Source organism: Pseudomonas sp. E1BtOHC1, assembly GCF_058744285.1.
In genome coordinates, this window is record NZ_CP196023.1 from 2,952,592 (window position 1) to 2,973,236 (window position 20,645).

15 protein-coding genes are annotated in these 20,645 nt (G+C 61.8%); 8 read left to right on the forward strand and 7 right to left on the reverse strand.

From position 1 onward, the window contains the following. Positions 1 to 137 precede the first annotated feature (137 nt). Positions 138 to 1,160 (forward strand): quinone-dependent dihydroorotate dehydrogenase, encoded by a 1,023-nt coding sequence (locus ACSSVC_RS13695; RefSeq protein WP_492612404.1) that lies wholly within the window; start codon positions 138 to 140, stop codon positions 1,158 to 1,160. Between the two features lie 131 nt (positions 1,161 to 1,291). On the opposite strand, the gene rmf is transcribed toward ACSSVC_RS13695, so the two are convergent. Then, positions 1,292 to 1,507, reverse strand: coding sequence for a ribosome modulation factor (gene rmf, locus ACSSVC_RS13700; RefSeq protein ID WP_016965693.1), 216 nt, complete (start codon positions 1,505 to 1,507; stop codon positions 1,292 to 1,294). A 545-nt stretch (positions 1,508 to 2,052) separates the two neighbouring features. Between rmf and rlmKL the strand changes: the two genes are divergently transcribed. Next, a complete protein-coding gene (gene rlmKL / locus ACSSVC_RS13705; RefSeq protein ID WP_404938828.1) occupies positions 2,053 to 4,317 on the forward strand; it encodes a bifunctional 23S rRNA (guanine(2069)-N(7))-methyltransferase RlmK/23S rRNA (guanine(2445)-N(2))-methyltransferase RlmL in 2,265 nt (754 codons plus the stop codon). 136 nt (positions 4,318 to 4,453) lie between these two features. Further along, the gene (locus ACSSVC_RS13710) at positions 4,454 to 6,853 is read left to right on the forward strand and encodes a sensor domain-containing diguanylate cyclase (protein ID WP_492612405.1); all 2,400 of its coding nucleotides are present in this window, start codon (positions 4,454 to 4,456) and stop codon (positions 6,851 to 6,853) included. Positions 6,854 to 6,898: 45 nt separating this feature from the next. Here ACSSVC_RS13710 and dacB read toward each other — a convergent pair whose 3' ends face one another. Beyond that, the gene (gene dacB, locus ACSSVC_RS13715) at positions 6,899 to 8,359 is read right to left on the reverse strand and encodes a D-alanyl-D-alanine carboxypeptidase/D-alanyl-D-alanine endopeptidase (protein WP_346631834.1); all 1,461 of its coding nucleotides are present in this window, start codon (positions 8,357 to 8,359) and stop codon (positions 6,899 to 6,901) included. Positions 8,360 to 8,593: 234 nt separating this feature from the next. On the opposite strand from dacB, the gene ACSSVC_RS13720 reads away from it, so the two are divergent. Continuing rightward, complete coding sequence (locus ACSSVC_RS13720) at positions 8,594 to 8,938, forward strand: YggL family protein (protein ID WP_102863834.1); 345 nt, start codon at positions 8,594 to 8,596, stop codon at positions 8,936 to 8,938. Between the two features lie 191 nt (positions 8,939 to 9,129). On the opposite strand, the gene ACSSVC_RS13725 is transcribed toward ACSSVC_RS13720, so the two are convergent. Next, complete coding sequence (locus ACSSVC_RS13725; RefSeq protein ID WP_346631833.1) at positions 9,130 to 10,320, reverse strand: benzoate/H(+) symporter BenE family transporter; 1,191 nt, start codon at positions 10,318 to 10,320, stop codon at positions 9,130 to 9,132. Positions 10,321 to 10,638: 318 nt separating this feature from the next. Here ACSSVC_RS13725 and ACSSVC_RS13730 point away from each other — a divergent pair, with 318 nt between their 5' ends. The 3 genes from ACSSVC_RS13730 to ACSSVC_RS13740 all read left to right on the forward strand — a co-directional run bounded on the left by ACSSVC_RS13730 (position 10,639) and on the right by ACSSVC_RS13740 (position 13,522). Then, positions 10,639 to 11,403 (forward strand): GntR family transcriptional regulator, encoded by a 765-nt coding sequence (locus ACSSVC_RS13730; RefSeq protein WP_025128787.1) that lies wholly within the window; start codon positions 10,639 to 10,641, stop codon positions 11,401 to 11,403. 186 nt (positions 11,404 to 11,589) lie between these two features. Beyond that, complete coding sequence (locus ACSSVC_RS13735) at positions 11,590 to 12,540, forward strand: LysR family transcriptional regulator (protein ID WP_404938834.1); 951 nt, start codon at positions 11,590 to 11,592, stop codon at positions 12,538 to 12,540. A 148-nt stretch (positions 12,541 to 12,688) separates the two neighbouring features. Further along, the gene (locus ACSSVC_RS13740; RefSeq protein ID WP_346631831.1) at positions 12,689 to 13,522 is read left to right on the forward strand and encodes a nucleoside-binding protein; all 834 of its coding nucleotides are present in this window, start codon (positions 12,689 to 12,691) and stop codon (positions 13,520 to 13,522) included. 82 nt (positions 13,523 to 13,604) lie between these two features. On the opposite strand, the gene guaD is transcribed toward ACSSVC_RS13740, so the two are convergent. From guaD to xdhA, 4 genes are all read right to left on the reverse strand, one after another. Then, positions 13,605 to 14,909, reverse strand: coding sequence for a guanine deaminase (gene guaD / locus ACSSVC_RS13745; RefSeq protein ID WP_404938838.1), 1,305 nt, complete (start codon positions 14,907 to 14,909; stop codon positions 13,605 to 13,607). A gap of 23 nt (positions 14,910 to 14,932) precedes the next feature. Then, positions 14,933 to 15,775, reverse strand: coding sequence for a xanthine dehydrogenase accessory protein XdhC (xdhC, locus tag ACSSVC_RS13750; RefSeq protein WP_492612406.1), 843 nt, complete (start codon positions 15,773 to 15,775; stop codon positions 14,933 to 14,935). 96 nt (positions 15,776 to 15,871) lie between these two features. Continuing rightward, positions 15,872 to 18,271, reverse strand: coding sequence for a xanthine dehydrogenase molybdopterin binding subunit (gene xdhB, locus ACSSVC_RS13755; RefSeq protein WP_492612407.1), 2,400 nt, complete (start codon positions 18,269 to 18,271; stop codon positions 15,872 to 15,874). Beyond that, positions 18,264 to 19,718: a xanthine dehydrogenase small subunit gene (xdhA, locus tag ACSSVC_RS13760; protein WP_346631827.1), complete on the reverse strand. Its 1,455-nt coding sequence runs from the start codon at positions 19,716 to 19,718 to the stop codon at positions 18,264 to 18,266. The genes xdhB and xdhA overlap by 8 nt, the downstream gene beginning before the upstream one ends. Before the next feature lie 266 nt (positions 19,719 to 19,984). On the opposite strand from xdhA, the gene ACSSVC_RS13765 reads away from it, so the two are divergent. Further along, positions 19,985 to 20,644 carry a GntR family transcriptional regulator gene (locus ACSSVC_RS13765; RefSeq protein WP_346631826.1) on the forward strand — a complete coding sequence of 220 codons (660 nt, stop codon included), beginning with the start codon at positions 19,985 to 19,987 and terminating at the stop codon, positions 20,642 to 20,644. Position 20,645 lies beyond the last annotated feature (1 nt).

Below are 20,645 nucleotides of genomic sequence, written 5' to 3' on the forward strand. Positions count from 1 at the left end.
ATTGGCGCAGGTCTGATGAAGCAAGTGGGTGCAAGGCATATGCCATTGCCGGGGATTTCATTCTGCGCCTCGCCTGCAAGCCCCGGGCGCGGCTATAATCGGCGCCTTATTCGCCGCCAACCGAGTTCATCCCGCCCATGTATACCCTGGCCCGCCAGCTGTTGTTCAAACTCTCCCCGGAAACCTCCCACGATCTGTCCCTGGACCTGATCGGTGCGGGCGGGCGTTTGGGCCTTAACGGTCTGTTGTGCAAGGCGCCGGCGCAGTTGCCGGTGCAGGTCATGGGCCTGGAGTTTCCGAATCCGGTGGGTCTGGCTGCCGGTCTGGACAAGAACGGCGCCGCCATCGACGGCTTCGCTCAACTGGGCTTTGGCTTCGTCGAAATCGGCACCGTCACCCCGCGTCCGCAGCCGGGCAACCCCAAGCCGCGGATCTTCCGTCTGCCTCAGGCCGAAGCCATCATCAACCGCATGGGCTTCAACAATCTTGGGGTCGATAATCTGCTGGCGCGGGTCGCTGCCTCCCAATACAAGGGCGTGCTGGGGATCAATATCGGCAAGAACTTCGACACGCCGGTAGAGCGAGCGGTGGATGACTACCTGATCTGCCTGGACAAGGTCTATGCCCATGCCAGCTATGTCACGGTCAATGTCAGCTCGCCCAACACCCCGGGCTTGCGCAGCCTGCAGTTCGGCGAGTCCCTCAAGCAGCTGCTTGCGGCTTTGAGCCAGCGCCAGCAGGAATTGGCCGCAATCCACGGCAAGCGTGTGCCGCTGGCCATCAAGATTGCCCCGGACATGAGCGACGAGGAAACCGTGGAAGTGGCCCGCGCCCTGCTGGAAACCGGCATGGACGCAGTGATCGCCACCAACACTACCCTGAGCCGTGAAGGCGTCGAAGGCATGGAGTATGGCGACGAGGCGGGCGGTCTATCCGGCGCGCCGGTGCGAGACAAGAGCACCCATACGGTCAAGGTACTGGCGACTGAGCTGGCCGGCCGTTTACCGATCATTGCCGTGGGCGGCATCACTGAAGGCAAGCACGCGGCTGAGAAGATCGCCGCGGGCGCCAGCCTGGTGCAGCTGTATTCGGGCTTCATCTATAAGGGGCCGGCGTTGATTCGCGAGTCGGTGGATGCTATCGCGGCCATGGGCCGATAAGAACGGGCGCAAGCGCGGGCATAAAAAAGGGCTCCTCGAAGGAGCCCCTGGGCCGAAGCCCGCCGCCCGGATGGGGCGTGCGTGGTTAAGTCGTTATCTATTCAAGTTTTAGGTGTCGGAATGTGCCCTGATCAGCCGACAGCGCGAAGTTCGTTGAGTCTGTGGATGCCCGCAGTGCCTGTCATACCGTCCCAGTTGTCGCCGCGTCCTTCTCGCCAGCCGTTAATCCAGGCTTGGCGTACCGACGGTAGAGTAAATGGGCAAAGCTCACGGGACTTGCCATTAACGCCATACTGATATCCGCGTAAAAATGCTCTTTCCAACGGATCACGCTTTAGTCTTCTCATAGGGTGTTTCCCTCACTTGTTGACTGTCTTATGTCCCGTCGACCTTCTTCTGAGGTCGGGCAGATTGTCTCTGCCGTTGGTGCTCGCTGCCGGCGTCGCGAGCCTTGATGTTGACGCCATTGCGGCGCCAACCTGTGTTGAGTTCTAACCAATAGGTCACAGCAAGTGAATGATCGTTTTGTCATAAGGACGTAACGAAAATGCTGTCCAGGCCATAAGCCGGGGCGGGTTTTTTAGCCTGTTTGTCAGGCAAAGCCCGCTGTGATCAGCCTCTCACTAGATGATGAGGTTAATGCTTTAGTGAGAATGTCGAACGGTTGCACTCAACTACTATTCGACGAAGGGTCGACTTATGTCATTTTGTTGCCCTGACTTTTTATCTGTCCCGGCCTCTAAGCTCTTTTGCCCTGCAAGAAAGCCTGCCTGCCGGGGTGGGACGGCACAGTTTCGTGCCACACGAGCGCTCTTGAAGAAAAGCGCTTGATTGAAAACCGAACGGGCGATGCGTTGTCCGTTCACTTATTGCTAAAGGCCCTGGTACTCCCATGTCGGATCGTTACGAACTCTTCCTCACCTGTCCCAAAGGCCTTGAAGGCCTGCTGATCGAGGAAGCCGTCGGGCTTGGCCTTGAGCAAGCGCGTGAGCACACTTCTGCCGTGCGCGGCATGGCTGACATGGAGACGGCCTATCGGTTGTGTCTGTGGTCGCGCCTGGCCAACCGGGTGCTGCTGGTCCTCAAGCGCTTTCCAATGAAGGACGCTGAGGACCTCTACCACGGTGTGCTGGATGTCGACTGGCAAGACCATATGCTGGCCGATGGCACCCTGGCGGTGGAGTTCAGCGGTCACGGTTCAGGCATCGACAACACCCACTTCGGCGCCCTTAAGGTCAAGGACGCCATTGTCGACAAGCTGCGCACACCTACTGGTGAGCGTCCTTCGGTGGACAAGCTCAATCCGGACTTGCGCATCCACCTGCGCCTGGATCGCGGTGAAGCCATCCTGTCCCTGGATCTTTCCGGCCACAGCCTGCACCAGCGCGGCTACCGCCTGCAGCAAGGCGCCGCGCCGCTAAAGGAAAACCTGGCGGCGGCGATCCTGATCCGCTCCGGCTGGCCACGTATCGCCGCGCAAGGCGGAGCACTGGCTGACCCGATGTGCGGTGTCGGCACCTTCCTGGTGGAAGCGGCGATGATTGCCGCGGACATTGCCCCCAACCTCAAGCGCGAGCAGTGGGGCTTTACCGCCTGGCTCGGCCATGTGCCGGCGCTGTGGCGCAAACTGCACGATGAAGCACTGGCTCGGGCCCAGGCCGGCTTGGCCAAGCCACCGCTGTGGATTCGCGGCTACGAGGCCGATCCACGATTGATCCAGCCGGGTCGCAACAACGTCGAGCGCGCCGGTCTCAGCGACTGGATCAAGATCTACCAGGGCGAAGTGGGCACGTTCGAGCCGCGCCCGGACCAGAACCAGAAAGGCCTGGTGATCTGCAACCCGCCCTACGGCGAGCGCCTGGGTGATGAAGCCAGCCTGCTTTACCTCTACCAGAACCTCGGCGAGCGCCTGCGTCAGGCCTGCCTGAACTGGGAAGCGGCGGTGTTCACCGGCGCCCCGGACCTGGGCAAGCGCATGGGCATTCGCAGCCACAAGCAGTACTCGTTCTGGAACGGCGCCTTGCCGTGCAAGCTGCTGCTGATCAAGGTGCTGCCGGATCAGTTCGTCACCGGCGAGCGTCGCACTGCCGAGCAGCGTCAGGTGGAACGCGAGCAGGCCCAGGCCGCTGCTGACGAAGCGCCAGTGCGCCAGTACAACAAGAACGGCAATCCGATCAAGCCGGCTCCGACCCCGGCTCCGGTGGTCGAGCAGGCCCGCCTGAGCGAGGGCGGGCAGATGTTTGCCAACCGTCTGCAAAAGAACCTCAAGCTGCTGGGCAAGTGGGCCAAGCGCGAAGGTGTCGAGTGCTACCGGGTCTATGACGCCGACATGCCGGAATACTCCCTGGCCATCGACCTGTATCAGGACTGGGTGCACGTTCAGGAGTACGCGGCGCCCAAGTCGGTGGACCCGGAGAAGGCCCAGGCGCGTCTGTTCGATGCCCTGGCGGCGATTCCCCAGGCATTGAACGTGGACAAGAGCCGGGTGGTGATCAAGCGTCGCGAGCGTCAGAGCGGCACCAAGCAATACGAGCGCCAGAGCGCCCAGGGCCAGTTCACCGAAGTCCGCGAAGGCGGAGTCAAGCTGCTGGTGAACCTGACCGACTACCTGGATACCGGGCTGTTTCTCGATCATCGGCCGATGCGCATGCGCATTCAGAAAGAGGCTGCCGGCAAGCGTTTCCTCAACCTGTTCTGCTACACCGCCACCGCCAGTGTGCACGCGGCCAAGGGCGGAGCCCGCAGCACCACCAGTGTCGACCTGTCGAAAACCTACCTGGACTGGGCGCGACGCAACTTCTCCCTCAACGGTTTCTCCGACAAGAACCGTCTGGAGCAGGGCGATGTGATGGCCTGGCTGGACAGCTGCCGTGACGAGTTCGACCTGATCTTCATCGATCCGCCGACCTTCTCCAACTCCAAGCGCATGGAAGGGGTGTTCGACGTCCAGCGTGACCAGGTGCAGTTGCTGGACCTGGCCATGGCCCGCCTGGCCCCGGGTGGCGTGCTGTACTTCTCCAACAACTTCCGCAAGTTCCAGTTGGATGAGAACCTCGCCGCGCGCTATCAGGTCGAGGAGATCACGGCGAAAACCATCGACCCGGATTTTGCCCGTAACAGCAAAATTCACCGCGCCTGGAAAATCAGCGCCCGCTGATGGCCGGATAAGTCCCCAAAGCCCGTTTTTTCGGGCTTTGGGGGCTGTTTAACGCTGGTCAAATTAATGGCTAATAGCTATAACTCACACCAAGTCCGGATGACACCCAAACTCGCTGGCGTGATGAGTTCTACTTATGCCGTTGCATGTGGTACGCCCGAAAATCCTGGGTTTCATTAGTGAAGAAGTATCTGCCTGGCTAGTGGCCGTGCTGGTGTTGCTTGCGGGCAGCATTCTCACCGGGCTGCTGGCCTGGTCCACTTACAACCTGAACAAACAGCAGCTGCGCCAACGCTTTCAATTGCTGGCCAGCGAACGCTACAGCCGTATCGAAGAGCGCTTTCAAGACCAGGAGCAACGCCTGGACGGTTTGCGGCGTTTCTTTGTTAATTCCGATCTGGTAACCCGCCAGGACTTCGATGGTTACGCCAAGCCCTTGCTGCGGCGCACCCAGGCCTATGCCTGGGCGCCTCTGGTGAGTCGTGCCCAGCGGCCGGCGTTCGAACAGGCGGTGCGGGATCAGGGCGTTCCGGGGTTTACCATTCTGCAATTGAACGCCAGCGGCCAGATGGAGCCGGCGGGTGAGCAGGAAGACTTTGCCCCGGTTCTGTATAGCCAGACCCAAAGCCCTCTGGGCTCGCCTCTGGGGTATGACTTGCTGGCCCAGCCTCAGCGCCGGGCTACTCTGGAGCGGGCCAGGGAGCTCAACGGCCTGGCGGTTTCACCGCCTTTGCATCTGGTTGCCGTGGACCCTGCCTATGCCCGGGGTGTGCTGCTGGCGGCGCCGGTCAGGCGACCCCAGGACAGCCCCTTGCCCCAGGCCAGGCCCTACGGTTATGTGCTGGCGGTGATCAGCCTGCGGCAACTGGTGGCGGACGGCTTGCCGGTGCCGGCCAGCGACAACCTGTCGGTGCGGATTCTCGATCTGTCCACCGAGGGTCAGCACGAGGTGCTCTATGAATCGAACAATCCACCGATCACCAGTCACCTGACGGCCAGCCGCCTGCTACGCCTGGCGGACCGGGATTATCAGGTAGATATTCGCCCCAGCGCGGCGTTCCTGCATGCCAACCACTCTTCCCTGAGCAGTCTGGTGATTCTCGGTGGCATGCTCAGTCTGCTGCTCAGCGCCTTGCTCTATGTGCTGGTGAGCCAGCGGCAACGGGCTTTGGCCCTGGTGGAGCAACGCACTGGGGAGCTGCGCAGTCGCGAACAGGAATTGCGCGGCACTCACAGTCAGTTGCGTTGCGTCCTCAATGCCGCTACCCAGGTGGCGATCATCGCCACGGACCTGCGTGGGGTCATCAGTACCTTCAATGCCGGGGCCGAGCAGATGCTCGGCTACAGCAGCAGTGAAGCGGTGGGCCACCTGACCCTGGAAAGCCTGCACCTGCCCCAGGAGCTGGAAAGCTGGGCCCAGAGTCTTACCCAGCGCTATGGCAAGGCGATTCCGGTGTCTCAGGCCATGCTGGTGGAAGAAGGCCTGGCCGGTGGCCATGAGGCGCGGGAGTGGACGCTGGTCAGGCGTGACGGCAGCCACCTGCAAGTGAATATGCTGGCGACTCCGGTGCTGGATGACCAGGGGCTGTGGATCGGTCACCTGGCCATCTGCATTGACATCACCGAGCGCAAGCGGGTGCACGAAGCCCTGGCGGCAAGGGATCGCCTGTTGAAAAGGCTCAGTGCCCATGTTCCCGGAGGGATCTACCAGTTCAAGCTGGATGCCGCCGGACACGCGAGCTTCACCTATGCCAGCGATGGCATTCGCGAAATCTACGAGATCGAGCCGCAGTTGCTGCAGGAGAATGCCGAGGCGGTGTTCGAGCGTATCCATCCCGAGGATGTGCAGCGGGTACGCAAGTCGATCCAGGTTTCCGCTCAGCAGCTCAGTCCGTGGCGCGAGGAGTACCGGGTCTGCCTGCCGCAACGGAGGCTGCGCTGGATGCGTGGCGCGGCGACCCCGGAAAGCCTGAAGGGCGGCGGGGTGCTCTGGCACGGCTATATCTCGGACATTTCAGACCTCAAGCGGGTCGAGGAAGAGTTGCGCGCATTGTCGGTGACCGACTCCCTGACGGGCATTCACAACCGGCGCTATTTCCAGGAACAGTTGCAGAATGAAATGCAGCGTCTGGAACGTGTCGGAGGCGATATGGCGGTGATCATGCTGGACATCGATCATTTCAAGCGGATCAACGACCAGTACGGGCACGGAGTGGGGGATCAAGTGTTGCGGGGGTTGTGTGCTCGCATTGGCGGGCGTCTGCGGCGTACCGATGTGTTCTGCCGCCTCGGCGGTGAGGAGTTCATGGTGCTGTGTCCGGGCACCAGTGCCCAGCAGGCGCTGATCCTGGCTCAGGAACTGTGGCAGGGACTGCGCAGCTCGCCGATCGAGCCCGTGGGCAGTGTCACCGCCAGCTTTGGCATTGCCAGCTGGCGCGAAGGCGAGGGGGCGGATGGCTTGCTGTTGCGGGCCGACTCCGGGGTCTATGCCGCCAAGCAGGCCGGACGCGATCGAGTCCAGCCAGAGCTGCCCTGATCGCTGACAGTGGCGGAGCGGGGCCGCCACTGTCGGAACAGCGAGTTACAGAACTGATGCGCTGGTGGCCAGTTTTGGCTGGCGATACAGATCCAGCAGCACCTGATCCAGCACCGAAGAGGCGCCGAAGGGGCGTGGATCGTTGAGGATCGCCACCACCGCCCAGGTGTTGCCGTTGTCGTCGCGGCTATAGCCGGCGATGGCGCGCACGGTGTTCAGGGTGCCGGTCTTGATGTGGGCCTCACCGGACATGGCGGTACGCTTCAGGCGCTTGCGCATGGTGCCGTCCATGCCGGCAATGGGCATGGAGCTGATGAACTCGGCGGCGTAGGGGCTCTTCCATGCCGCTTGCAGCAGGCCGGCCATTTCTCGGGCGCTGACCCGTTCGGCACGAGACAGGCCGGAGCCGTTCTCCATCACCAGATGCGGCGCGGTGATGCCTTTTTTCGCCAGCCACTGGCGCACCACGCGCTGGGCCGCCTTGGCGTCATCGCCGTCGGCTTCGTTGCGGTACTTGGCCCCCAGGCTCAGGAACAGCTGCTGGGCCATGGTGTTGTTACTGTATTTGTTGATGTCGCGGATGATCTCCGCGAGGTCCGGAGAGAAGGCACGGGCCAGGACCTTGGCATCCTTGGGGACTACCGCGAGGCGGTCCTTGCCCTGGATGCTGCCGCCCAGCTCGCTCCAGATCGCCCGCACCGCGCCGGCGGTGTAGGTGGCATGGTCCAGCAGCGACAGGTAGGTCTGGGAGCTGCAGCCATCACCGAGCTGGCCGCCAACGGTGACGATCACGCTGCCATCGGCCTGGGTCACCGGGTTGTAGCGAACATCGCCAGTGCACTGCTTGGTGTTGACGGCCTTGACCTGGTTGTCGATGCGGATCTTGGCGATCGGCGGCTCCACCGACACCAGTACTCGGCCGGAATCATTGCGGGCGACGAAGCGCAGGGCCTTGAGGTTGACCATCAGCGCGTCGGGCTTGACCAGGAACGGCTTGTTCTCGTCGTTGCCGTCGTCATTGAACTCCGGCAATTGCGGTTGCACGAAGTAGTTGCGGTCCAGCACCAGGTCGCCGGTGACTTGCTGCACGCCATTGGCCCGCAGGTCACGCATCAGCAGCCAGAGCTTCTCCATGTTCAGCTTGGGATCGCCGCCGCCCTTGAGATAGAGATTACCGTTGAGAATCCCACCGCTGAGGGTGCCGTCGGTGTAGAACTCGGTCTTCCATTGATGGGTCGGGCCGAGCATTTCCAGGGCCGCGTAGGTGGTCACCAGCTTCATGGTGGAGGCCGGGTTGACCGAGACATCGGCGTTGAAAATCGTCGGCGTGCCAGGGCCGTTAAGGGGAATCATCACCAGCGACAGGGCGTTGTCCGGGAGTTTGCTGGCTTTGAGGGCTTGTTGAACCTTGGGGGTCAGGGTGGTGTTGACCGGAGCCGCGGAGACAGGGAATGCCAGGGGAAGAAAAACACTGGCAAGCAACAGAGGACGCAACGATTTGATCATATGAAGTGGAACCCTGCAGTCGAGGGGAAAAAAGGCGAGGGCATGCAGATAAAATCCCTCAGTGGTCATGAAAGTGTCGGCATTATGCCCCAAGGTATAGCGGCTTGTGCCGTGCCACGGGCCGCCAGGGCGGTATTTTTTTTACCAATGGCGGTCCTGCATCCTCATAGAGTCAGGCAATCGCCCGCCTAAACTGGTAAAGTGCCGCCCGTTATTACTTATGAGGATTGTTCCATGGCCACTAACCGTTCCCGCCGTCTGCGCAAAAAACTCTGCGTAGATGAATTTCAGGAGCTGGGTTTTGAGCTGAACCTGGATTTCAAAGAAGATCTGGCTGAAGAAGCTATTGACGCTTTCCTCGACGCGTTCCTCAAAGAAGCGATGGAAGCCAACGGTCTGGGCTATGTCGGCGGCGATGACTTCGGTCTGGTTTGCCTGAGCAAGCGCGGTTCCGTCAGCGAAGCACAGCGTGCAGCTGTTGAAGCCTGGCTCAAAGGCCGTACCGAGCTGACCAGCGTTGAAGTCAGCCCGCTGCTGGACGTCTGGTACCCGGACAACGCGATCAACCCAGTCGCGTGATGTCATACATGAGCGGCCCGTCCGGGTCGCTCATGCGTTGTTGCCCCAGGGCAACCTGTCGATTTTCCCCTTTGTATCCTTGCCTCTGCCACGGGCCAGCCCCGGGTTTTGTCGTGGGCGCTATTCGCCGGCAGGCCGGCTCCTGCAGCGGGCGCCGGTCTGTGTAGGAGCTGGCTTGCCAGCGAAGCCCATCAGGCGCTGCGCCAATTCAGAATCATCAAGGTCACCACCCCCGCGACAATTCCCCAGAATGCCGAGCCAATGGAAAACAGCGTCAACCCCGAGGCCGTCACCATAAAGGTGATCAGCGCCGCTTCTCGCTCCTTCACTTCACTCATGGCGATGCTCAAGCCGTTGATGATCGAGCCGAACAGCGCCAGGGCGGCGATGGACAGCACCAGTTCCTTGGGCAAGGCCGCGAACAGTGCGGCCAGGGTGGCGCCGAAGACCCCGGCGATGCCATAGAAAATTCCGCACCACACTGCGGCGGTGTAACGCTTGCTGTGATCTTCATGGGCGTGGGGGCCGGTGCAGATCGCAGCGCTGATGGCCGCCAGGTTGATGCCGTGGGAACCGAACGGCGCCAGCAGCAACGAAGCCAGGCCGGTGGCGGTGATCAGTGGCGAGGCCGGGACGTTGTAGCCGTCGGCGCGCAGCACCGCGATCCCGGGCATGTTTTGCGAGGTCATGGCTACCACGAACAGCGGAATACCGATGCTGATGGTGGCCGCCAGGGAGAAGTGCGGCGTGGTCCAGACCGGGGTCGCCACTTCCAGGTGGAAGCCACTGAAGTCCAGCAAGCCCATCAGCCCGGAAAGTGCAGTGCCGATCAGCAGGGCCGCGAGAACGGCATAACGTGGCGACAGGCGCTTGACCACCAGGTAGGTGAAGAACATGCCCAGTACCAGACCAGTGCGGTGCTGGGCCGCCACAAAGATTTCACTGCCGATCTTGAACAGGATTCCGGCCAGCAGGGCGGCAGCCAGGGACGCGGGGATCTTTTTCACCAGGCGCTCGAAGCTGCCGGTGAGTCCGCAAATGGTCACCAGGACCGCGCAAGTGATGTAGGCGCCAATGGCTTCGCCGTAAGTCACCCCCGACAGGCTGGTGATCAGCAGGGCGGCGCCGGGTGTGGACCAGGCGATGGTGATGGGGGTGCGATAGCGCAGGGACAGGCCGATGCTGCACACCGCCATGCCAATGGAGATGGCCCAGATCCAGGAGGAGATCTGACCGCTGGTCAGGCCGGCGGCTTGCCCAGCCTGGAACATCAGCACCAGGGAGCTGGTGTAGCCGGTCATCATGGCGATGAAACCGGCGACTATGGCGGAGGGCGAAGTGTCCGCTAGGGGGCGTAATTGCGCGTGGGTGGCATCGGACATTACTGCTATTCCTTGTTCTTGAAAGACGCAAACCCCACACCCAGCTAACGCTGCTTGCAGCCTGCGCAAGCAACGAGCCGGTAATAGGGTTCAAGGTTCAAGCCTAAACTTAAAAGCAACTTTGCATTGCAATACAGCCGTGACTACAAATAGCCGTACAGTCGTTGAATAAGTGGTGGGGCCGGTAACACTTTTTGCTAATGATCCCCAGCGGTTGTGTACAATGTGCCCCTGTTTTAACGCGATACTTGCCAGCGACCCACCGTGGCGTATTAAAGTCACGCCGAAATCGCCGCAGTCCTCCCGACCCGAGTGCCCATGAACGAACAGTTGCAACCTCTCAAGAAACAACCGCGAGCAGGCAAAGCCGGTCGCAGCGGAACCCAGGACGATATTGTCTACGCGCACATCTTTGAGGCCATCCTCGAGCAGCGCCTGGCGCCCGGCACCAAGTTGAGTGAAGAGGCGCTTGGGGAAATATTCGGAGTCAGTCGGACTATCATCCGCCGTGCATTGTCGCGGCTGGCCCATGAAGGCGTGGTCCTGTTGCGGCCCAATCGGGGGGCGGTGGTTGCCAGCCCGAGCGTCGAGGAAGCCCGTCAGGTATTTCTCGCCCGGCGTCTGGTGGAGCGAGCCATTACCGAGCTGGCGGTCCAGCACGCCACCGCCGAGCAGTTGCTGGAGTTGCGGCAGATGGTCAACGAGGAGCGCGACAGCTTTTCCCGAGGTGATCGTGGTGCCGGTATCCGCCTGTCCGGGGAATTCCACCTGAAGCTGGCGGAAGCGGCGAAGAATGCACCGCTGATCAGCTTCCAGCGCAGCCTGGTGTCCCAGACGTCGCTGATCATCGCTCAGTACGAAAGCGGCAACCGCTCCCACTGCTCCTACGATGAGCACACTCAGCTGATCGACGCCATCGAGGCCCGAGACGGCGAGCTGGCGGTGAACCTGATGATGCATCACATGGATCACATCGACAGCAAGCTCAACCTGGACGAGGAAAGCGCCTCGGACGACCTGCATGCCGTGTTCTCGCACCTGCTGCAAACCAAGAAGCCGGGACGGCCGACCGCCAAGCTGTAAGCCTCGATCAGACTGAAAATCCCTCGCTGCGTAACCCTATGCAGCGGGGGATTTTTGTTTGGCGGCGGGTCTGCCTGCTGAGTAGGAAGATTGTTTTATATTCTTGCTAGGATTGTATACAGTGCCTGCTTCGAGGCTCACGGCCGGCAATCGGTGCGCCTCTGGTCCTGCGAAAGGAGCCGCGGCATGATCGGTAGAACGCTACGCATTCATTCTTCCGCCATCCATTACTTCGATATGGTTCGCCGCTGTCACTCGATCCGCGAGGCCGCTCGGCGCCTGAATGTCGCGTCTTCGGCGGTAAACCGGCAGATCCTGAAGATCGAGGATGAAATTGGCGCGCCACTGTTCGAACGCCTGCCGGGCGGCTTGCGCCTGACACTGGCGGGAGAGGTCATGAGCCGTCATGTCAATCTGGTGCTGCAGGACCTGGAGCGGGTGCGCCTGGAGTTCGATGCCTTGCGTGGCCTCAAGAGCGGGCATGTGGAGATCGCCGCTGTGGAAGGCGCGACGGTGGACCTGCTGCCCTCGGTGCTCAAGCGCATGCGCGATCTCTATCCACAGGTGACCATCGGCGTCACGGTACAGGGCTCGCAATCCATTCCCCAGGCGTTGATCAACAGTCGTGCGGACCTGGGCCTGGCGTTCGCCCTGCCCAGGGCGCCGGAGATCCGCCCGTTGAGCGTCGGTCATTTTCGCCTGGGGGCCCTGGTCAGCCCCGATCATCCCCTGGCCGAGCGGGGCAGCGTCAATTTCGCCACTTGCGCCGAGCACGGGCTGATCCTGGCCAAGAGCGAGCTGTCGATCCATCACTTGCTGGCGCCGTTGCACAAGCGCCTGGGCCTGTTGGACAAGCCGCCCTTGCAGAGCAACTCCATGGAGCTGGCGCGGCAGATGGCCCGGCACAACATGGGGGTGGCCTTCCAGACCCGGGTCGGGGTCGAGGGCGACTTGAGCAAGGGAGAACTGGTGCATATCCCGCTGAGCGACCAGGGTGGTATCTACAGCGACCTGGGGCTCTATGCCCGCAGCGGTCGAGATCTGCCCAGCGCGGTGGAGGCGCTGGCGCATCTGCTCGGCGAGGAGATCGCCATTCGCGAGCGGGCCGAGCGCGCCTTCGGCCAGCCAGTGCTCTGAGTCCATGGCTGTGGGCGGCTGTTGCCGTTTTGGCAGCGCGCTGATCGATATTCTGTTCTTTGGGCCCTGTGGTGCTTGTGCCGATACTGCGTGCGGACGGCAGCCAGCGAAGCTGCCTTACGCCACACCGCCACAGGACATAATAAAAATGAAAAAGGCATTACAAGGCGCAACCCTGCTGATGACATTGATCGGAGCAGGGGAAGCAGCCGCCCTGGAGTGGATGAACAACAGCGTCGGCTTTCGGTACGGCAAGGAGTTCACCAACCCGAACAATCCGCACTACATCAGCAAGCGTATCTACAGTTTCACCCACGCCAGTGGCTACCAGTACGGCAGCAACTACCTGCACCTGGACGTACTGCTCTCCGACAACGACGATCCGCGCAAGGGCACCAACAAGGGCAGCAGCGAAGTCTACGGCGTCTATCGTCACCAGCTCTTCGCGTCCCGGGTGTTCGATACGCCCCTGGGCACTGGCCTCGTCAAGGACTACGCGCTGACCCTGGGCTTCGATGCCAGCCGCAACAACAACCTGGGCTCGGCCAAGAAACGCGCCCTGGTCTTCGGTCCGACCCTGAAGTTCAATACCGTCGGCGTGCTGGACCTGAGCTTGCTGTACTACAAGGAAAACAACCATTCCGGCATCCCCGGGGCCAAGGACCCGGATCACACCTTCGACGATACCTACCTGCTCAACCTGGCCTGGATGCGCCCCTTCGAAGTTGGCAGTCACGCCGCCAAGTTCCAGGGCTTCGTCAACTACATCGGGGAAAAGGGCCACGACTACAACTACCGAGACACTGCGCCGGAAACCCTGGTGCGGACGTCGCTGATGTTTGCGGTGCTGCCGGGCAAGAACGTCAAGCCCAACCTGTACCTGGGCGTCGGCTACGAGTACTGGCACAACAAGTTCGGGGTGGACGGTGGACGGGGTACGCGGACCACGGCGCCGACCTTGAACATGGAAGTGACGTTCTAGTCTTCACCTGATCGCCTGGGACTCAGGCATGAAAAATCCCCCGTTCGATGTTCGGCGAGCGGGGGATTTTTCGTTTGCGGGGTTAGCGCTGGTGGACTGGCCGGCCGGCGGCGTAGGTTTGCAGCACGGTGCGATCATCTCCCAGGGTCATCAGCACAAACAGGGTTTCAGCGATGCTGTTGGCCTGCTTCAGGCGATAGCTGAGCAAGGGCGTGGCGTGGTAGTCGAGGACCACGAAGTCGGCGTCGGTACCAGGGTGCAGGGTGCCGATCCGCTCTTCCAGGCGCAGGGCGCGGGCGCCGCCCAGGGTTGCCAGGTACAGGGACTTGAACGGGCTCAGGCGTGCGCCTTGCAACTGCATGACTTTGTAGGCTTCGTTCAGGGTCTGCAGCAGCGAGAAGCTGGTGCCGCCACCGACGTCGGTGCCCAGGCCGACATTGAGTTTGTGTTTTTCCGCCATGGGCAGGTTGAACAGGCCGCTGCCGAGGAAGAAGTTCGAGGTTGGGCAGAAGGCCACGGCCGAACCGGTTTCTGCCAGACGCACGCATTCGTCGTCGCACAGGTGCACGCCGTGGGCGAATACCGAGCGCTCCCCCAGCAGTTGGTAGTGGTCGTATACGTCCAGGTAACCCTTGCGCTCCGGGAACAGTTCCTTGACCCATTCGATCTCCTGCAGGTTTTCACTGATGTGAGTCTGCATGTAGAGATCGGGGTACTCGGTCAGCAGTTTGCCGGCCAGGGTCAGTTGTTCCGGGGTGCTGGTCGGGGCGAAACGCGGGGTCACCGCGTAGTGCAGGCGGCCCTTGCCGTGCCAGCGCTCGATCAGTGCCTTGCTTTCCAGGTAGCCGGACTCTGCGGTGTCGGTCAGGTAGTCCGGGGCGTTGCGGTCCATCATCACCTTGCCGGCGATCATCCGCAGGTCGAGTTTCTCGGCGGCGGCGAAGAAGGCATTGACCGACTGTGGGTGCACGCTGCCGAACACCAGCGCGGTGGTGGTGCCGTTGCGCAGCAGTTCCTTGATGAAGATGTCCGCCACTTCATCGGCGTGGGCCTGATCGGCGAACTGGCTCTCACAGGGGAAGGTGTAGGTGTTCAGCCAGTCCAGCAACTGTTCACCATAGGCACCGACCATGCCGGTCTGGGGCAGATGGATGTGGGTGTCGATGAAGCCCGGGGTGATCAGGGCGTCGGGGTAATGATTGATCTGCACATCGGCGGGCAGGCCGGCAAGCAGTTCACTGGCGTGGCCGAGGGCGCTGATCCGGCCGTCCTCGACCACCAGCAGGCCGTCTTCGAAATACTCATAGGAGGCTTCGATTCCGACTTCGGCCGGGTCGGCGATGCTGTGCAGGATGGCGGCACGGTAGGCTTTGCGAGTCAAAGGCATGGTCGTTCTCAGTGTGTGGCTTGTCAGTTCGAAGTCTGGCTGCGGCGCGAGGCCGGCAGCAGTTTGGCAATGGGTTCGGCGCTGGCGCTGGACTGGCCGAAATGGGCGTTGTAGGTAGCAATGATCTCACCGGCAATGGAGATGGCGATTTCCACGGGCAACTTGCCTTTGACTTCAGCGAGCCCCATCGGGCAACGCATGCGCTGCAAGGTGGCCGCGTCGAAGCCGCGATCGCGCAAGCGGTGCTCGAACTTCACCCGCTTGGTCTTCGAGCCGATCAGGCCGAAATAGGCGAAATCGTTGCGCTTGAGCAGGGCGGCGGTCAGCTCCAGGTCCAGTTGGTGATTATGGGTCATGACGATGCAATAGCTGCCAGGCGGCAGGTTATCGATTTCCTCCACCGGCTCGTCGCTGACGATCTTGCGCACGCCCTGGGGAATCTGTTCGGGGAATTCCTGTTCCCGGGAATCGATCCAGCGTACCCGGCACGGCAGGCTGGCCAGGAGCGGCACCAGGGCGCGGCCGACATGGCCGGCACCGAATACGGCGATCTGCGCTTGCACCTGGCCCATGGGTTCGAACAGCAGCACCGTGGCGCCGCCGCAGCACTGGCCAAGGCTGGCGCCGAGGCTGAAGCGCTCCAGATGGGTGGCCTGCTGGCCGCTGGCGAGCATGTCTCGGGCGATCTGCATGGCCTTGTATTCCAGGTGCCCGCCGCCGATGGTGTCGAAGGCCTGGGTGGCGCTGACGACCATTTTCGAACCGGCGTTACGCGGCGTCGAGCCGAGCTCCTCGATGATGGTCACCAGCACACAGGGTTCACCCTGGGTCTGCAGGTCGGCGAGGGCGCTGATCCAGTTGTACATGTTTACCTCGACATCTTGGTGGTCTGTTCAGGCTTCTGCGCCGGCAAGCCGGCTCCTACGGGCGTGAGGCAGGAGCGGGTTTGCCGGCGAAGGCCGTTACAGCGGCGCCAGCTCGACTTGCTGATCCGCGGCCCTGGTCACCTGCAAGCGACGCATCTGCTCGCAGCCCCACAACACTCGCTCCGGTGTCGCCGGGGCATCGATCTGCGGTTGATGGCGGTAGTCGCCAAGGCTGGCCACTGCGTCCTTGATCGCGCACCAGGCGGCGATGCCAAGCATGAACGGCGGCTCGCCCACGGCCTTGGAGTGGAACACTGTGTCTTCCGGGTTCTTGCGGTTCTCCACCAGCTTGACCCGCAGGTCCAGGGGCATGTCGGCCACCGCCGGGATCTTGTAGCTGGCGGGACCATTGGTCACCAGTTTGCCCTTGGCGTTCCACACCAGTTCTTCGGTGGTCAGCCAGCCCATGCCCTGGATGTAACCGCCTTCTACCTGGCCGATGTCGATGGCCGGGTTCAACGAGGCACCGACGTCGTGCAGGATGTCGGTACGCAGCATCTTGTACTCGCCGGTCAGGGTATCGACTATCACCTCGGCGCAGGCTGCGCCAAAGGCGAAGTAGTAGAACGGCCGACCCCGAGCCTGGGCGCGGTCGTAGTAGATCTTCGGGGTCTTGTAGAAACCGGTGCTGGACAGCGACACCTGGGCGAAATACGCCTGCTGGATCAGTTCCTCGAAGGTCAGGATATGCTCGCGGACACGCACGTGGCCGTTGTGGAATTCCACATCTTCTTCGCTGACCTGGAACTTGCGCGCGGCAAACTCCACCAGGCGCGACTTGATGGTCTGCGCTGCGTTCTGCGCGGCCTTGCCGTTGAGGTCGGCGCCACTGGATGCAGCGGTCGGTGAGGTGTTGGGTACTTTGTCGGTGTTGGTGGCAGTGATCTGTACCCGCTCGATATCCACCTGGAACACTTCGGCCACTACCTGGGCCACCTTGACGTTCAGGCCCTGGCCCATTTCGGTGCCGCCGTGGTTCAGGTGGATGCTGCCGTCGGTGTAGATGTGGATCAGCGCGCCGGCCTGGTTGAGGAAACTGGCGGTGAAGGAGATGCCGAACTTCACCGGGGTCAGTGCCAGGCCCTTTTTCAGGATCGGGCTGTTGGCGTTGTACAGCCGTATGGCTTCGCGGCGCTCGGCATACTGGCTGCTGGCTTCCAATTCGGCAGTCATCTCTTCGAGCATGTTGTGCTCGACGGTCTGGTAGTAGTGGGTGACGTTGCGCTCGGTCTTGCCGTAGTAGTTGGCCTTGCGTACCGCCAGCGGGTCCAGGTGCAGGTGGCGGGCAATGGCGTCCATCACCTCCTCGATGGCAACCATGCCTTGCGGGCCGCCGAAGCCGCGATAGGCAGTGTTCGACGCGGTGTTGGTCTTGCAGCGATGGCCGTTGATGGTGGCATCGCCCAGGTAGTACGAGTTGTCGGAGTGAAACATGGCGCGGTCGACGATGGACGCCGAGAGGTCCGGTGAGCAGCCGCAGTTGCCTGCCAGTTCCAGCTGGATGCCGTGCAGGCGTCCGGTACTGTCGAAGCCCACGTCGTATTCGACGTAGAAGGGGTGGCGCTTGCCGGTCATCAGCATGTCTTCGACCCGTGGCAGGCGCATCTTGGTCGGCTGGCCGGTGAGGCGGGCGATCACGGCGCATAGGCAGGCGGGACTGGCAGCCTGGGTTTCCTTGCCGCCGAAACCGCCGCCCATGCGCCGCATGTCGACCACTATCTTGTTCATCGACACGTCGAGCACTTCCGCCACCAGTTTCTGCACTTCGGTGGGGTTCTGGGTCGAGCAGTAGACAATCATGCCGCCGTCCTCGGTGGGCATTACCGAGGAAATCTGGGTTTCCAGGTAGAAGTGTTCCTGGCCGCCGATGTGCAGCGTGCCCTGAATGCGGTGTTCGGCACTGGCCAGCGCGCCGGCCGAGTCGCCGCGCTGGTGGGTGTGGCTGTCCAGCACAAAGTGACGCTTGCGCAGGGCTTCCACTACGTCCAGCACCGGCTCCAGGTCTTCATACTCGATGATCGCGGCCATGGCCGCCTTGCGCGCTGTTTCCAGATCGTGGGCCGCCACCGCCAGCACCGGTTGGCCGACGAACTGTACGGTGTCGATGGCCAGCAGCGGATCGCCGGGCATCAGCGGGCCAATGTCCTTCAGGCCGGGAATGTCCTCGTGGGTGATGGCGATGCGCACACCCTCGAAGGCATAGCAGGGCGCGGTATCGATGCTGATGACCTTGGCGTGGGCTCGGTCCGACAGTCGCGCGTAGACGTGCAACTGGTTGGGGAATTCCAGGCGGTCGTCGATGTACTGCGCCTCACCGGACACGTGTTTGTCGGCGCTGTCGTGCTTGACGCTGCGGCCGACGCCCGTGGTCAGGTCCTGGTGAAACAGGGCCGTCAGTTCGGCTTGAGTCTTCTCGACTTTGTGATGATTAGACATAAGCGGTCACCCGGGTCTCGATGTGCGGTGTTTGCAGTTCGATGAAGTACTTGCGCAGCAGGTTCTGTGCACTCAGCAGGCGGTATTCCTTGCTCGCACGAAAATCCGAAAGCGGGGTGAAATCCTCTGCCAGGGCGGCGCAGGCGCGCTCCACCGTGGACAGGTTCCAGGACGCGCCAATCAGTGCGGTTTCACAACTCTTGGCTCGTTTCGGGATCGCCGCCATGCCGCCGAAGGCAATGCGGGCGTCGCTGACCACGCCGTTTTCAATCTGCAGGTTGAAGGCCGCGCAGACCGCGGAGATATCGTCGTCCAGGCGCTTGGAGACCTTGTACGCACGGAACAGCCGTTCGGCGCTGGCCCGGGGCACGATGATCTTCTCGATGAACTCGCTGTCCTGACGGGCCGTGACCCGGTAATCGATGAAATAGTCTTCCAGGGCCAGGGTGCGGCGTACCTCGCCCTTGCACAGTACGATTTGTGCGCCCAGGGCGATCAGCAGGGGCGGTGAGTCGCCGATGGGTGAGGCATTGCCGATATTGCCCCCCAGAGTGCCCTGGTTGCGGATCTGCAACGAGGCGAAGCGCTGGAGCAATTCGCCGAAATCCGGGTACTCGGCGTGCAGTGCGTCGTAGCAGTCGGTGAGGGCTGTGGCCGCGCCAATCTCCAGGCGATCGTCAAAGCGCTCGATGCGCTTCATTTCGGCAATGTTACCGACGTAGATCATCACCGGCAGGGTGCGGTGGAACTGGGTGACTTCCAGGGCCAGGTCCGTGCCGCCGGCCAGCAGCCGTGCCTGGGGGTAGGCGTCGTAGAGGTCGGCCAGGTCGGCCACGGTCAGCGGCACCAGGCAGCGCTTGTCGCCGCTGTTGAGTTCACCGGTGTCCTTGGGTGCGATGGCCTTGAGGCGACTGATGGTCTCGGTCTGGCGGGCGTCGAACTGATCGCTCTGCTGGCCGCAGCAGGCCTGCTCGGCGGCAGCGAGGATCGGCCGGTAGCCGGTGCAACGGCACAGGTTGCCGGCCAGGGCTTCATGGGCTTTGTGGGCGTTCGGCTCGCTGCTGTTCTTTTGCAGGGCGAACAGCGACATGACGAACCCGGGGGTGCAGAAGCCGCATTGTGAACCGTGGCACTCGACCATGGCCTGCTGCACGCTGTGCAGTTGGCCCTGGTGTTTGAGGCCTTCGACGCTGATCAGCTGTTTGCCGTGCAAGGAGGAGACGAAGGTCAGGCACGAGTTGAGGCTGCGATAGCGAATGGATTCGCCGCCCTGGGCATCCATCTGCAACTCGCCCACCACCACGGTGCAGGCGCCGCAGTCACCGCTGGCGCAGCCCTCCTTGGTACCGGGTTTTCCCAGATGCTCGCGCAGATAGTTGAGCACGGTCAGGTTTGGGTCCAGGGCGTGCTCGCTACGGAGTTCCTGGTTGAGTAAAAACTGGATCACGGAAGGCCTCGCAGACTCTTTATTGTTGTTAAGCGAACTGAGCCGAATTTAGTCATGTCTGACTTTTCGGTCAATGATTTTCTGACTTTGAGGTCAGGAATTTTCCATGCTCAACATTTCAAGTATGAACGGCATTTGAGAAACCCTTGAATCAACATCAATCTGCTTGTTTCATGCCAAATTCCCCTGTCGGGGCACTCCGCGATGATGTAGCAATTGCGCTACACTGCGCCGCTTGTGCCGATTAAAGATTTTGAAGGAAAACCATGACGTTCAAGGCGCCGGACAGCCTCGCCGAGCAGATTGCTCACCACCTCGCCGAACGTATCATTCGCGGGGATCTCAAGCCTGGAGAGCGCATCCAGGAACAGAAGGTCACCTTGGCCCTCAATGTCAGCCGTGGTTCGGTCCGCGAGGCCTTGCTGATTCTTGAGCGCCGCCATCTGATTGCCATCCTGCCGCGCCGTGGTGCTCATGTGACCGAGCTCACCGAGCACAAGGTCCGCAGTCTCTGCACCCTGATGAGCGAGCTGTACATCCTACTGGGCAATTCGGTGGCCAGCGGCTGGGCGCAGCAGAGCGACATGACGCCGTTCCTGCAGATTCAGCAGCGCCTGGAGGGCGCCTACGAGCGCCAGGACATCCGCGCCTTCGTCGAGGACAGCTTCAGCGTGATGCGCGCGGCCTATCCTTTCGCCAACAACCCTTATCTGCAGGAAACCGTCGAGAACCTGCAGCCGGCCATGAGCCGTGCCTATTACCTGGCACTGGATCAGCGCAAGGCGTCGATGAGCGAGTACCTGGCGTTGTTCGAGCAGTTGCTGGCCGCGGTGCTGGCCCGTGATCTGGAGCAGATCCGCCAGGTGTTGACGGCCTACGCCCAGCGCAGCAGCGATCTGGTGGTGTCTGCGTTGGCGGATGCTTAAG